Annotated in this window: 17 protein-coding genes and 1 pseudogene; 14 read left to right on the forward strand and 4 right to left on the reverse strand. The window is 64.3% G+C overall.

What is annotated here, in order from left to right:
- Positions 1-733 precede the first annotated feature (733 nt).
- The 11 genes from NQK35_RS10605 to NQK35_RS06400 all read left to right on the forward strand — a co-directional run bounded on the left by NQK35_RS10605 (position 734) and on the right by NQK35_RS06400 (position 8,975).
- Positions 734-1,174, forward strand: a complete 441-nt coding sequence (locus NQK35_RS10605; RefSeq protein WP_373567028.1) for a tyrosine-type recombinase/integrase — start codon at positions 734-736, stop codon at positions 1,172-1,174.
- A 104-nt stretch (positions 1,175-1,278) separates the two neighbouring features.
- Entirely contained in the window at positions 1,279-2,040 is a 762-nt protein-coding gene (locus tag NQK35_RS06350; RefSeq protein WP_257113562.1) for a DUF2786 domain-containing protein, read from the forward strand.
- 15 nt (positions 2,041-2,055) lie between these two features.
- Positions 2,056-2,241, forward strand: a complete 186-nt coding sequence (locus NQK35_RS06355) for a hypothetical protein (protein ID WP_257113564.1) — start codon at positions 2,056-2,058, stop codon at positions 2,239-2,241.
- A 26-nt stretch (positions 2,242-2,267) separates the two neighbouring features.
- Complete coding sequence (locus NQK35_RS06360) at positions 2,268-3,056, forward strand: ParA family protein (protein WP_257113565.1); 789 nt, start codon at positions 2,268-2,270, stop codon at positions 3,054-3,056.
- The gene (locus NQK35_RS06365) at positions 3,053-3,442 is read left to right on the forward strand and encodes a hypothetical protein (RefSeq protein WP_257113567.1); all 390 of its coding nucleotides are present in this window, start codon (positions 3,053-3,055) and stop codon (positions 3,440-3,442) included. Before NQK35_RS06360 ends, NQK35_RS06365 begins: the two co-directional genes overlap by 4 nt.
- 82 nt (positions 3,443-3,524) lie before the next feature.
- Positions 3,525-4,133 carry a hypothetical protein gene (locus tag NQK35_RS06370; RefSeq protein ID WP_257113568.1) on the forward strand — a complete coding sequence of 203 codons (609 nt, stop codon included), beginning with the start codon at positions 3,525-3,527 and terminating at the stop codon, positions 4,131-4,133.
- The gene (locus NQK35_RS06375; protein ID WP_257113569.1) at positions 4,130-5,170 is read left to right on the forward strand and encodes a helix-turn-helix domain-containing protein; all 1,041 of its coding nucleotides are present in this window, start codon (positions 4,130-4,132) and stop codon (positions 5,168-5,170) included. The genes NQK35_RS06370 and NQK35_RS06375 overlap by 4 nt, the downstream gene beginning before the upstream one ends.
- 1,058 nt (positions 5,171-6,228) lie before the next feature.
- Positions 6,229-6,570 carry a glutaredoxin family protein gene (locus NQK35_RS06380; RefSeq protein ID WP_257113570.1) on the forward strand — a complete coding sequence of 114 codons (342 nt, stop codon included), beginning with the start codon at positions 6,229-6,231 and terminating at the stop codon, positions 6,568-6,570.
- On the forward strand, positions 6,567-7,571 hold the full coding sequence (locus NQK35_RS10535; RefSeq protein ID WP_306456003.1) for a C40 family peptidase: 1,005 nt from the start codon (positions 6,567-6,569) through the stop codon (positions 7,569-7,571). The genes NQK35_RS06380 and NQK35_RS10535 overlap by 4 nt, the downstream gene beginning before the upstream one ends.
- 40 nt (positions 7,572-7,611) lie before the next feature.
- A complete protein-coding gene (locus NQK35_RS06395; RefSeq protein ID WP_257113572.1) occupies positions 7,612-8,229 on the forward strand; it encodes a hypothetical protein in 618 nt (205 codons plus the stop codon).
- A 155-nt stretch (positions 8,230-8,384) separates the two neighbouring features.
- Positions 8,385-8,975 (forward strand): recombinase family protein, encoded by a 591-nt coding sequence (locus tag NQK35_RS06400; RefSeq protein ID WP_257113573.1) that lies wholly within the window; start codon positions 8,385-8,387, stop codon positions 8,973-8,975.
- Here NQK35_RS06400 and NQK35_RS06405 read toward each other — a convergent pair.
- From NQK35_RS06405 to NQK35_RS06420, 4 genes are all read right to left on the reverse strand, one after another.
- Entirely contained in the window at positions 8,972-9,772 is an 801-nt protein-coding gene (locus NQK35_RS06405; RefSeq protein ID WP_257113575.1) for a nucleotidyl transferase AbiEii/AbiGii toxin family protein, read from the reverse strand. The two genes, NQK35_RS06400 and NQK35_RS06405, sit on opposite strands and share 4 nt — an antisense overlap.
- Positions 9,736-10,092 carry a hypothetical protein gene (locus NQK35_RS06410; protein ID WP_257113577.1) on the reverse strand — a complete coding sequence of 119 codons (357 nt, stop codon included), beginning with the start codon at positions 10,090-10,092 and terminating at the stop codon, positions 9,736-9,738. Before NQK35_RS06410 ends, NQK35_RS06405 begins: the two co-directional genes overlap by 37 nt.
- Before the next feature lie 107 nt (positions 10,093-10,199).
- On the reverse strand, positions 10,200-10,592 hold the full coding sequence (locus NQK35_RS06415; RefSeq protein ID WP_257113578.1) for a hypothetical protein: 393 nt from the start codon (positions 10,590-10,592) through the stop codon (positions 10,200-10,202).
- 31 nt (positions 10,593-10,623) lie between these two features.
- A complete protein-coding gene (locus NQK35_RS06420) occupies positions 10,624-10,851 on the reverse strand; it encodes a hypothetical protein (protein ID WP_257113579.1) in 228 nt (75 codons plus the stop codon).
- Between the two features lie 645 nt (positions 10,852-11,496).
- Here NQK35_RS06420 and NQK35_RS10610 point away from each other — a divergent pair.
- From NQK35_RS10610 to NQK35_RS06430, 3 genes and pseudogenes are all read left to right on the forward strand, one after another.
- Positions 11,497-11,739: pseudogene (locus tag NQK35_RS10610) on the forward strand (plasmid mobilization relaxosome protein MobC); the annotation flags it as partial.
- A gap of 30 nt (positions 11,740-11,769) precedes the next feature.
- Positions 11,770-11,904, forward strand: a complete 135-nt coding sequence (locus NQK35_RS06425) for a MobC family plasmid mobilization relaxosome protein (protein WP_257113580.1) — start codon at positions 11,770-11,772, stop codon at positions 11,902-11,904.
- On the forward strand, positions 11,901-13,706 hold the full coding sequence (locus tag NQK35_RS06430; protein WP_257113581.1) for a relaxase/mobilization nuclease domain-containing protein: 1,806 nt from the start codon (positions 11,901-11,903) through the stop codon (positions 13,704-13,706). The genes NQK35_RS06425 and NQK35_RS06430 overlap by 4 nt, the downstream gene beginning before the upstream one ends.
- Positions 13,707-13,735 lie beyond the last annotated feature (29 nt).

A 13,735-nucleotide genomic window follows, 5' to 3' on the forward strand; every position in this document is an offset into this window, starting at 1 on the left:
CTGGCGTCAAGAGGGTGCTCGCGCCTGACAGGCGGGCGCGCCCATCGCACCGCCCGGTCATTGGTGCCCCAAGTCGGGCTTGAACCGACGACCGACGGATATGTCTCGGATTTCCGCGGTTTTTCTTTACTGGCAACCCTGGTAATCCTCGATGTTCTTGCCCATTTGCCAGCATTGCCACTTATGCCAGTGTTACCGGCACTGCCAGCTACGCAAGCATTGCCACTATTGCCAGCTGCGGACGCTGGGTCCCATCATTTCCACGTAGATGGAAACGTTGAGGACTATGAACACTCAACGTCATCATGTCTTGGAACTACCGACCCCTCTCATGTGGGAGGGGCACGTTGACAACTTCATCGTCTTCCTGCGCTCTCAAGGGCTCGTTGCGACCTCAATCCACACCAAACGCAACCATGTACTCCAACTGGCCCGCGCGTTCCCCGATATACCTCCCACAGAACTCGATCCCGGGTCCCTGGTCGAGTGGTGCGGTACACGAGCGTGGGCTAACGAAACGAGACATGCTTACTACAGCACGTTCCGGAAGTTCTTCGGGTGGCTCGACTCCACACACCACTGCGGCAATATTTCCACGGTACTCCCCCGCATCCGCCGCCCCTCAGGAGTTCCACGCCCCATACCTGACTCCGTCCTGGTGGACTGCGTTGATAGCGCGAGTCCACGTGACGCCCTCATTTTGCGGTTGGCAGCTGAGGCCGGCCTGCGGTGCGTGGAGATCGCTCAAGTTGAGGCCGGCGATGTCTACGAGGATACCGACGGTTGGAGCCTTTTCGTGCGAGGAAAGGGCGGGCGCACGAGAACTGTGCCGATCACGGCCGACCTGGCACGGGCAATCATCACGCGCTGCGCAGCAACTGGACAGTACGCGTTTCCTGGGCGTTGTGGCGGACATATGGCCGCCAATTCCGTCTCGCAGATCGGACGCCGGATTTTGCCTGACACCTGGACACTGCACAAGTTGCGTCATCGCTACGCAACGAAGGCGTACTCGGCCGAGCATGACCTGCTCACTGTGCGCGAACTCCTGGGCCATGCATCGCTCCAGACGACCGTCCGCTACGTCGCACCATCCCCCCGAGCTCGCGACGCGATTCTCGCTGCTACCCGCATCCAGCCGCCCACCACCAGCGGTGGCGCTGCAACCCAGTGATCCCACACGCCGCCAGCATTGCCGGACCAGTCGGCAACGCTGGCATGCCCGGCAGTGCTGGCATTGCCAGCCACCAGCAATTTCAACGGAAAGAGCGCAAACCCATGAACGACGATAAGAAGATACAGCAGCGGATCCGCGCGCTCCTGGCGCTCGCGCAGGACGAGGGGGCCTCGGCCTCGGAGCGCGAGGTCGCGATGAAGCGCGCCAGCGTCCTCATGGCGCGCCACGCCATCACGTCCCTGGACGTGGAGGCAGCGGAGCGCGAGCACATCGAGGTGCGCGAGCTCGTCCTGCGCGGCGGGCGCTCCACCGCGTCCCGCGCGACCCACACCGCGATCGAGAGGGTGGCCGACGCGGCGGGGCTGTGCGCGTACTACATGGACCGGCGCGACCGCCGGGGCGACCCCCACGTCCTGGTGCGCGTGGCCGGGTTCGGCTCGGACCTGGACTGGTTCATGCCCCTGGCCTCCGCGCTCGCCTCCTACACGGCGGCCGGATGGGCCTCGTGGAGGCGCACGAACAGCGCGCGCTACAAGCGCAGCAAAGCCCCGCACCGGCGGCAGCTTCGCGACGGGTTCATCCTCGGATTCGGATTCGCCGTCGCCGACGCGGTGCGCGAAACCCGGACGACGGCCCTCACCGAGGCCTCCGACGACGGCGCCCCGACGCGGGCCCTCGTCGTACGCTCGCGCGAAGCGCGCCTCGCCGAATGGGCCGAACACCTGGGCCTCGCGTACGGCGCCCCGATCACATCCAACAACGACACCCGCCGCGCGGGCTACAGCGCCGGGCGCGCCTCGGGCCTGGGCACCCGCACAACCAATGTAGCCGGAACCGGCCCCCAGAGAATCACCTCCCACTGAAAGGACAAGAAGACCATGGATGACGACATCACAGAGGAGGAGCGCCGAGAGGCCATGGAAGCGGCGTACGAGGCGGTGGAGGACGCCGTGGACGCCGCCGAGCGCGCCCTGGAGGAGATCGAGGGCACCCGCAAGGCCCCGCCCGAGGGCGCCAAGGGCGAGCTCGCGCTCACCCACAGGGCCGTTCTCGCGGGCGCCTGAGCACGAAAAGAAAGGAAGGAACGGAAATGCTGACTATCGCAGTGACCAACCAGAAGGGCGGGGTCGGCAAGACCACGACCACCTACCACCTCGCGCGTGCCGCGAGCCTGCGGGGTATCCGAACACTGGTGGTTGATTTGGACCCCCAGGGGAACTTGACTGATTCACTGGCCGATCTCGCCGATGGAGACGCAGGAATGGCCGATGTCCTGTCGGCGGCCTCGCAACTCACGCTCGATGAGGTGGTGGCCCCCACTCCATGGGAGGGGGTGCACCTGGCACCGTCGGGCGCCGACGCCCTCGCACTAGTACGCAACGAGCTGGTCACGGGAGGCCCGGGTAGGGAAATGCGGTTGCGCGAAGCCATCGCCCCCGTGTCCGGTTCATTCGACCTCGCGTTGATCGACTGCGCGCCAGCACTCGACACACTCGCCGTAAACGCCTTCGCGGCCGCAGACGGGATCCTCGTAGTCAGCCAGTCTCGCCTGTACTCAGCAACTGGGCTCGCCCACCTCCTGAACACGGTCGAGGCGGTCCGCGCCTACTACAACCCGTCCGTGTCCCTGATGGGCGTGATCGTCAACCAACACCGGGCGCGTACCCGTCAGGGCGCGCACTGGGTCGATGAACTGACGACCGCCTGCCGGAAACGGGGGCTGCGGCTCTTCGACCCGCCGATACCCGACGCGGTCGCCATTTCGGACACCGCAGAATCCGGGATGGGCCTCGACGAATGGCCGGGCGCCGCCAAACTCGCCAGCCTGTACGACGCCCACCTGTCGACTCTCCTCGCGGCCGGGAGCGGTGTCCTATGAGTGCTCGGCCACCGCGCAAGAAGTCCGCCCTGAACGCGTCGGTCGCGTCCGTGATCGCCCCCGTCCCGGCTCCCGGCAGCGTCGCTGGCAGTGCCGCACAAGCCAGCACTGCCAGCAAAACCGGCGGTGCTGGCACCGCTGGCAAAACCGGTTCCGGCGTCGGCGCGGAGGGCGAGCACGTCGTCAAGGTCACCGCCCGCCTCGGCTCGGCCCTGGCGGGCCGGTGCAGGGCGGCCTACATCGACGGTCTCCTCCGAGGCGGGCCCGCGTCGTTCGAGGCGTGGATCGCGGAAGCGCTGGAGGAGAAGCTCGCCCGGGAGGAGGAGCGCCGGGGGCGGGCGTACGAGCCGGTGGGCACCGGCCGCGTACCCAGGGGCCGCCGGTAGAGAGGCCTCCGCGGTGGCGCCCGGAATCGCCAGCATTGCCAGCATTGCCAGCATTGCTGCAAATGGTGGTATATTTCCTGGCATGAATGACAAGGTTTTCCCTACTCGTGATGAGGTCCTCAATCAGCTCGGCGACGGTTTCGTCCGCGCATATCTGGAAGCGCTGGGCGTGGCCCGCGCCCACTACGCCTCGTTCCGCTCGGGTCCCGATTTCCCGGCGAACCCGACACAGCGCATGGTCGCGTGCTTCATCCACGACTGGATCTGGTCGGCGTTCGTCCCACGGATCGAAGGGGATCCCTCGATCAGCATTTACGACCACGAGCCGGAGCGCCAGCTCACACACGGCACGAATATCCGCATCCGCATCAAACGCCATCAGCTCAACGATTCCCTGTCCTCCTATCCCACCGAAGGTTCGCGTGACTTTTGGACGCCAGCCGCCGCGGTCGCGCTTGACGGGCTGGCGGAGATCCCCCTTGCCCTGGGGTATCACTGGGACTCGGATGAGCGTGCTGTCGGGGATGCCGTTCTCACCCTCCGCGATGGTACGGACAAGGCGGTGTGGGCGGCGGTCCTGACACCAGCGTCGGACAGCGCCCGTGGTTTCAGCGCCCGCGACGTGCCCGAGGCGCCGACGTGGGATCTTTCTGCTGTCGTGGACCCGATCCGGGAAGAGCAGGGGTCATGAACAGTATCGGCGACGTGTTGCACGTCCTGCGGATCTCGACGGGTCGTACTCAGGCCGAAGTTGCCGAGCGCTTGGGCATCACTCAGGCGGCTTTCTCCCGGTACGAGAACGACCTTCGGGAACCGGACCCTGATACGCTCGTGCGGATTGCCGACGCTTTCGGGGTCACCCCGGAGTTTTTGGCGCACAACTTCCGCGCCGTTGGAGCGGTGGCGGCCCACGCCCACATGCGCAGGCAGCGCACCGCCAGGCCCGGCGACTGGCGCCGCGTCGAGGCGAGGCTGAACATTCTGCGGATGCACGCCGCGTACATCGCGTCGCGCATCCCCCTGGACGCCGAGAACCACGTACCCAGCATCTCCTCGGAGTCCACGACCCCCGTACGCGCCGCGCAGGAGGTACGCAACGCGTGGAGGCTGCCGATCGGCCCGGTTCGGTCGCTCGTGCGTTGGCTGGAATCCGCCGGTGTCCTAATCATCGAGGAGGACCTCCACTCCCCGCGGATCGACGGGATGTCCCAGTGGGCGGGCGATGCGGCCGTGATCATAATCAACAGCGCACTCCCCACCGACCGCAAACGAATGACGCTCGCCCACGAGCTGGGGCACCTCGTGCTCCACAACCAGGCCGACAGCGACACTGATGTGGAGAGGGAGGCGAACGAGTTCGCCGCGGAGTTCCTCATGCCCGAAGCCGTGATCTCATCGCAGTTGACAAGACTGACCCTTGGGAGGCTCTCCGATTTGAAAGCGGAGTGGGGCGTCAGCATGCAAGCGCTCTTCGAGCGCGCCCACGGGCTGAAGAAGGCCACCGGGGAGGACCGCGCCCGCTTCTACCGGCAACTCAACTCGAAGGGCTGGAAAGTCCACGAACCAGGAAGCGACACGCTCCCGCCCGAGGAACCGGTGCTCGCGGCGTCCATCGGCCGCCAACTCGCGGACGCGGGCCTCACACACCACGAGATCCACCTACTGATAGGCGCCGCGGACGACGCGGAAACCCCCTTCGAGCCGACAAGACTACGGCTCATCTCCTGAACCGGCTCCGGGCCGCCCGCGGCCAGCGCGCGAGACAGAATCCGAAAGTTCCCCGGTAACATCATTTTCGAGCGGGCGGGGTACCCGCCGGAGAAACTCAAGAAAAGACAGAGGAGTGAGCCGTATGGATCTTGGTGGGTGGCTCGGTGTCGCCGGGGGCCTCGTCTCCGCTGCCTGCGCCGTCGTTTCGGTGTTTCAGGCACGCAAGTCGAAGGAAGAAAGAGAAGCAGCTGAGAAGGTTGCCCAATCTCTCGAGGTGCTGGCAGATGTCGCCGCAAGGCAGCAGCAAGCACCACCGTGGGAACTGCGCTGGATCGACGGGGCTCGTTACCTACTGGTGAACACGGGTGCGGAAACTGTTAACGATGTCGTCATTGAATGCCTCATAGAACCCGTTCGCTTCACTGTTGAGGGTGGCCCAGGCCCAAGGAGCATCGACTCTAACGCGTCTGTCTCCTTCATCTATGCAACATCACAGCAGACACGTGGATCAAGGAGTATCTGCATACACTGGACACGGCTCGATGGAACGAGGGATACATGGGAGTCCTCACTTCCCCCAAAACATGACTGACACTATCCAAAAGGGGGAACGGACACCCCCAGTTGAATGCCAGCAATGCCGGTATTGCCAGCACTGCCAGCAATGGGATGTGGTGTCAGTGCCGTTGATGGGTGTGCGTGAGAGAATTGTGGGGCCTCCGCGGCGTCGACCCCGGACCAGCAGTATTCCTGCCGGGGAGTTGACACCGACGAGAGGAGGTGACTGGGTGATGACGAAAGGCCATCGGCCGTCTCGAGTGAGGCGGCTGGGTCTGGATGGGAAGCAGAAAGCCCAGATCGCTGTAGCAGTGGTAACGACACTGCCGCAGCTGATCTGGGCGATTGCATTCCTGCTCAGTGCCCTCATCGGGCGCTGAGACCAGCCCGGATACCCGGGGAGTCGGACAGGTGACGCTGTTCGGCTCCCCTTCAGTATGCCACATTGGCGTGGCCATGCGGAAGAGGGGGCATGTGCGTGCGTTCACGGTGTTACGGGGAGGGGCGAAGGAGGAATCATGATGAACCCTACCCCAGATGCCCCAATGCTCACGATCTACACGACGCCGAACTGCCCGTCGTGTCGTCTCACGCGCGACACGCTCGATCGCGCGGGCATCGCGTACACGATCGTCGACCTGAGCCAGCGCCCTGATCTCGTCGAGCAGATGCGCAGCGAAGGACTGCTGCAGGCTCCAATCCTTGACGATGGCACCTCGAGGAGCGCGGGTTTTCGCCCCGATCGGATTCGCGCGATCGTCGATGCCGCTACGCCGGCACACCTGCCTGCTCGAGGAACTCAGGTCCGTGTGTCTGCTTCGGCGGCCGAGGTGCAGGCTCATCGAGGCAGGGCACTGTGAAGAAGGGGCTGGGGGTCTTTGTTGTCGCGCTTTTTGTGCTTCCCGGGGCAGCTCTGATGCCTCTTGCGATGCTCAGTGAGTCGAATACGCCAGCTGGGAACGCTCGAGGCGGTAGCGGGCGCGTGTCGGGCGTGCCCGAGGAGTATCAGGACGCGGTGTGGCGCGCGGGCCAAGCGTGCGACGTCGTCTCGCCCTCGCTGATTGCTGCTCAGGCGGATCACGAGTCAGCGCATACCTGGGATCCCTCGATCACCAGCCCGGCCGGCGCGACGGGCATCAGCCAGTTCATGCCGGCAACGTGGGCCACGCACGGCCGCGACGGCGACGGCGACGGCCGCGCCGACATCACCAACGGCGTGGATTCAATCATTTCTCAGGGCTACTACATGTGCGAGCTCGCCAAGAGTGTCGACTCCTGGCTCACCTCGGGCCTCGTTTCGGGTGATCGCGTCGACCTGACTCTCGCGTCCTACAACGCGGGTCCGGGCGCAGTGAGGTCTTGGGGCGGGATCCCTCCGTACAAGGAGACACAGGGGTATGTGAAGAGCATTCGTGAGGCGCAGGCCAGGTTTGTCGAGACAATGACCTCGGGGCCCTCGAGCGACGGAACCCTCCTTGCGCAGGCCCGCACCCACTTGGGTACTCCCTACGTGTGGGGCGGGGAAACCAGCAGTGGCGTGGACTGCTCGGGGCTCATTGTGTTGTCTTATGCTGAGCTCGGCCACCCGCTCCCGGTATCGGTTCGCACGGCCGATCAGATCACCAAGAACTCTGACGCGGCACCGATCGCCCGCGACCAGCTCACACCCGGTGACCTCATTGGCTTCTCGCACGCACCGGGAGGCCACGTGCACCATATTGGCGTCTATGCCGGCGCGGACGCCGACGGGCACCCGATCATGGTGCATGCGCCGGACGTCGGGGGCGTCGTCGAAGAGACGCGCCTTGATACACCGTATTGGCAGGGTATGGCGTGGTGGCCGGTCCGCAGGCCGGTGTGAGGTGGACGCACATGTGGGCCTGGTGGGGGATGATTGAGGCATGAGTGTCAATGATGAGTCTCACCGCAAGCCAACCCCGCCCCAGTCCTCGCAGGTTGGAGGCGACCCAACGGCGCCTCGCGCCTTGTCGATCGATGAGGAATGGGCGGTGATGATGGCCCTCGAGGAGGAACGCGGCCGCGGCCGTACGTCGGAACCACCACCGGTAGCTGCGCCGGCGGCCGCGCATGAGGATCTGAGCTACCTCGAGCCGGTCGTCAACCCACCTTCGAGCACCCCGGTTAATCCATGGCGTGCGCCTGGCACCGCGCCCGTGCCGGCGAGGGATCGGTGGCGTTGGCGGTGGTGGCGCTTGTGTGCCCTGCCGAGTCTGGCGTTTCTTGCCGCCATCAGTATCGTCGTCGTTCGGCTCTATGGGCTTGCGGTCGACCGTGGCGATCCGAAGTCGCTGATCATGCCGTTGCTGTTTCTGGGGACTCTGTGGTGGAATTGCGTGATCCATGCCCTGTATGTCGCGTGCGTCAGACGCATGAATCCGTCCATCGGCTTTCATATCGGCGCGGCGATCGCCACTTTCATCGCGTCCTCGATGGTGGCGTTCGTGTGCGTGTGGGTGTTCGTGACGCTCGTGAACGTTGGCGTGGTGTCGGGTGCGTAAACGGCCGATATCACACCCGCCACGCAACAGCCCTGACGGCAACCGAAAGTCGCCAGAAACAGGGTGCAGAAACCAGGTGCAAAACCAACGGTGCACAACGGTGGTACTCAACCGTTTCAACACCACCGGTCAAAGTCAATGAATGGAGTGGGCGGATGGCGACCATCGGGTATGCGCGCGTGTCAACACGCGAACAGAATACGGATGCGCAGGAAGCAGAGTTGCGGGCAGCCGGCGCACAGCGGGTGTTCGTCGACCACGGCGTGAGTTCTCGGCTCGAGCACCGTCCCGCGTGGGATGCATGTATGGAGTACCTGCGTGAGGGAGATGTCCTTGTTGTCCGTGCGCTGGATCGGTTGGCAGGCTCGGAGAGAATCGCGATCGACGTGATCCGGGATCTGGGCAAACGTGGAGTGCGGCTCCGGTCGCTGACCGAACCGTTCCTTGACGTCGACGCGTCCACGCCGATGGGGGAAGCGATCATTGGGATCATGGCCGTGCTGGCCCAACTGCGGGTGTCGACGATCCGGGAGAACACGCGCAGAGGTCTCGCGCATGCGCGCGCTGAGGGGCGTATTGGTGGGCGTCGGCCGCGAGTGACTGGGGATCGCCTGGAGGCTGCTGAAGCGATGTTTCAGGCGGGAATGACGCATCAGCAAATCGCATCGACGTTGGGGGTGCATCGGTCGACGGTGACGCGAGCACTCGCCAAGCGCAGGCAGGAGCGCGAGCTCGGGGGCGCTTAGAGGGTGGGTCCCTGACCTTGTTGCGGGGGCACGGAGCTTGGGCTGGGAGTAGTCGGCAGCGACGGGTGCGCAGAGCGTGTGGGCGGCAGTGTGGGCTGTGGGATTGCTCGGAGAACGTCGCGCAGTCCTCGGGGCTGTTCGTTGCGTTGATCGTCGATGTCGTCGGCCCAGGCGCGGAAACGCTGTTGGATCGCGTGGAGCTGTGGGGCGTTGACGCCGTAGGCGGATACTTGTGTCAGGGTGATGTTGCATGCCCCGCGGAGGCATTCTGTGAAGAATCCTGCGTCGAAGCCTGCGTCGCGTTCCTGCAGGAGTTCGATGAGGCGCGTATCACTGATTGTTCTGGTGGATCGGATCGCGTCGACGTCGAGGTAGTCGCGTGGGTAGCTCCTGGAGTAGAGGGCGCTGAGTTTGTTGCCGATGGCGTCCTCGAGGGTGAGGACGGGGCCGATGTCGAGGCGTACGGGTGTGTGGGCGCGCCAGTCGATAGCGAGATCGACGCTGAGTGGAGCTCCGTGTGGTGGGGTGACGGAGAGCTGGGCGAAAGAGGGACTTCTGCGTTCGACGGTGACATCGTAGTTGTTCGCGGTGAGGTGCTCGATGAGGCTGTCTACTGCGTGGGGAAACCGCGCGGAGGCTTGCATGACCGTGAACAGGTCAATGTCGTTGGTGGGGCGCTGTGTCATCCCGTGTTCACGGATCGCGCCCGAACCAGCGAGGGCGAAGTCCGCGTCTGCGAGGACCTCGAGCGCGCATGCGATTAGCTGGCGTTGCGTCTGCTGTACAGAGCGAGCCATTTGTTCCTCCCACGCAACGCCGTGAAGCGGTTTTCCCAGGCGGCCGTGATCGCAAGGTCAAGGCGCAGCGTCGGCCACATGTCGGTAAGGATGTCGCGGTTAAGGTAACGGCATTGGTCTTCCACGCTGCCCTCACCGATGACGCATTGGTAGACCGTCGTTCGCTCGCCATCGTCATCGAGGTTAAAGGAGCCGTCCCCTGGCGCCCAGCTCAAGCGCACGGGGAGATGCACGATGCCCGTTGAGGGACCCGTGAGCTCATCGAGCGACGCGGGAATGCAGAAGGGTTTTGTATCGCGGTATGTGATCCGCCCACTCATGACAATCCCCTCTCGTGACTGCGATCTGGCGGCCTGCTCGTGTGTCTAGTTTAGCCTGCGATGGGCGGTGGGGTGGCAGCCCACCGGTCTGCCACCCCACCATCTAGTCACGGGAGGGTTGGGCCGCTGATGAAGAGGACGAGCCCGAGAACAACAACGGTGAGTGTATTTGTTCCGATGATTCGGCGAGGGCCTCGTGTGGTCATCACGCGTATGCAGGCGACGATGACGAGTAGGGCGCCGGTGACGCATGTGAGCGCCCTGTAGTTGCTGTCGTCGGGACTGTGGGCGGCAAGGTAGGTTGCGCCAACGTAGATGGCTGTAGCCACTGCGAGGAAGATGCCGATACCGACGACCTGGTAGATCGTGGCGGAAAGGGAGTGCTGCAATACGGATCCCGAACTGTGCTCGGAGCGCATCGCTGGAATTCTGGTGATCAAGCATCCGGCGAGAGCGATGACGATACCGCATGCGATGTGGAAGAGAATGACGCTGTTCATTGATGTGTCCTTTCAGAAGTTGAGTGAGTCGTCAGGCTTCGGCGTCCGGGGTACGTCCCGAGGTCTTGGGGAGGCGGATTGGGTCGGGGAAGTCGGCCTTGGTGAGGTCGGCTTTGGGCCAGCCGATTGAGGTGGCTGCCTTGAATGCGCTGCGATAGGCCGCGATGGTTTCGTCGAGGGTGCTGTGAGCATCACCGAGTGCACGAACCGCTGCCTCCCGGTCTTCGTCTTTCTTGAGCAGCTTGTGTAGAGGATCCATGTGTGTCCCTTCGATTAGTGGCACCACCGGGTGTGGCACCGGGTACTAGTGCCGTGTCGCTGTGCGCGCACAAGGAGGATAAGGACGCAAGGAAGCTCCTGCGGGCCGGGCGAATGAGCGGGGCGACGCGGCAGCCGTGCCCCCTCCATTGGGGGCACGGCCCCACCCCAACCAAACCAAAACGACATGAGCGCATCGGGCCCGTGTTGTCTCCCAGCGTTTCGTCTGTTCACTCGAGCGATGCGAAGGCAACAAAAGCGTCGGCAAAGCACGCAAAGATCGGCACGAAAGAGCGCGGAGCGTAAGCGTCGAGGGCCCGGACGAACCACTGTCGTGGTCCGCCCGGAACGAAGAAACTGGGCTGAGTTTTCGGGTGCGAACGTCAAGGTTGTGTCCTTGCGTTGTCATGCGCGGTCTGCACTGTATCCCATTACCTGAGATTCGCGTAGCAAGGTTGTGTCCTTGCGTTGTCATGCGCGGTCTGCACTGTATCCCATTACCTGAGATTCGCGTAGCAAGCTGTATAATACCGATATCGGTATTAAGCTTTTGGCGAGACGCATAGGGCGTCGCGTGGCACACTGGAAGTGTGGTCCGAAGGATCGCTGCGCTGGCTTGAAGAACGTGTGAGGAGGGCCGGGTCAGATGAGTAGTGAAGCAGTGTCGCATTCTCGGACGGCTCGCAGGTCACGGCGGTCGGTGCGAGGGTTTCAGCGGTCTCGCCTGCTTGTGTCGTTGACGTCGTCGGAGCGCGCTCTCATTGAGGAGGGCGCTCGTCTTCGTGGCGTGTCATTGTCTCGGTTTATGGTGGAGGCAGCGCTTCACCCGGTCACCACCTCTGAGGGGATTGCTGGGCCAGCTCATGCGGAAGAGTTGATTGAGTTACTTCGCGCCTATCGGCGTCAACTTGAGGGCGCAATGACGAACCTCAATCAGATTGCGCACCATGCGAACACGGTGCACGAGGTGCCCGAGGATTTCGAGGCTGTCGTAGGGGGAGTGGCCGATACGATCGAAGAAATTAACGCTCGCCTCGATGGGGTACGGCGATGATCCCTAACATCGTCACAGGCGGCGACACCGGTGGGCTCATGCGCTACCTGGTGGGACCAGGGCGCGCCAATGAGCACGAGAACCCGCACGTGATCGCGGGCTCGCGCGACATCGTGCGCAAGTGGGGTGACTGGGAGACGATCAGCGTCTCGCAGGCCAGTGAGATCGCAACGCGCTTGGACGCGTATATGCACGAGACAGGCACCTTCCCCACAGGCAAGGCACGCCGTTTCAATCCGGCCACCGGGCAGGTGGAGTGGAATGGCGAGATCGAGGCCAACCATGTCTGGCACTGCTCGCTCTCCCTGTCACCAGAAGAAGCTGCCCTTGGTGATGAGGTTTGGGGACGTATCGCCGCGGACTTTATGAGTGAGATGGGTTTTACCGGCACCGACGGAAAAGCACCGTGCCGGTGGGTTGCCATTCACCACGGGAGTGCAAAAAACGGCGGTGACCACATCCATATCGCTGCGAACATCGTGCGTGAGGATGGCACGAAGTGGAGTCCGTGGTACGACCAGCGGCGAGCTCAGAAGGCATGCAACGTGCTCGAGCACCGTTATGGACTCCTGGTGGTGGAGTCACGCGAGCACGGTCGCGGCTCGAGGTGTGATAGCGCGGCCGCACAAAACGCCGCGAAGCGCGCGGGTGCCTCGCGCACGGACCGCGCTGTCCTTGAGGAACGTTTGCGCGCTGCTGCTACGGCAGCTGATAGTGAAGCTGATTTCGTGCGTCGAGCTCGTCGCCTCGGGGTGCGTCTGCACCCCAGGTTCGCGCGCGGACGCACCGACATCGTAGTCGGGTACAGCGCCGCGCTCCGGACCGAGGACGGGCAGCAGACCCGATGGTGGGGCGGCGGCAGGATTGCCCGCGACCTCACTCTCACACAGCTGCGCACGCACTGGGAGGACACTCCGACGAGCGCGCTCGAGGCGGTCGAAGCGTGGAAGGGGCATTACCCGAAGCGGGCGCCCTACGATGGGCCGCTGTGGGAGGACCGCATCCGCGCGCTCGAGAGTTTCCGCGCGCACCTTGAGCAGCTGTCCCCCACTGATCGTGTGGGGCTTGCGAACGCATCCGCCGACATCGCCGGACTCCTGCACGCCCAAGCGATCACGGCGCGCACGTCGGGCGGACGGGATATGCTCGAGCGCGCGGCCGTCCAGGTGGGCAGGTGCGCGCAGCTCAAAACTCGGCCAGCCGACAAGCGATTGGTCGACGTGGGTGCCCGTCTGGCCTCAGACCTGGCACTGTCGATCGCCGCTACGTCGAGCCCCCGCATGGCGGCCGTCGCGCTCGCGCACGCGACCGTCGATCTCGTACAGGCGATCGCGGATCTGCATGAGGCTGCAGGCCAAGCAGCAACCGCCGCAGCGATTGAGCGCGACGCGCAAGCTGTTTTTGATCGCGTGAACACGTACCCGCGCGTCGACGTCGATGCTCTCACGTCTGCCTATGAGCGTCTTGAGCGAGCTTCCGCGCCCGCACAGCGCGAGGCTGCACCGCCTCTTCCCCCGCCGCCGGCACCCAGGGAGGACAGTGCGATCGTCCGCGACGCCCAGGCCCTCGCCAACGCGTCGGCTGATGATGCTCTTCACCGTGTCCGCGCCGTATTAGACGCGGCCGGCATGCCGCTCGCGTCTTCTCGGCCTCGCGGTGCGCGATCGGGTATTCCGCGTGACGTTCTGGGCGGCCAGCCACGCGCGTTCAAGCCCGCGGCAATAGGCACGGATGAGGCCCAGTGCCGCGCAGCCGAGGCCGCCCAGCGGGCACAGCACAAGGACAACGGCCCAACCAGGTAGCCCGCCGTCGTGCGCGCACGTGTCCACGA

Source organism: Schaalia odontolytica (genome assembly GCF_024584435.1).
Classification (GTDB): domain Bacteria; phylum Actinomycetota; class Actinomycetes; order Actinomycetales; family Actinomycetaceae; genus Pauljensenia.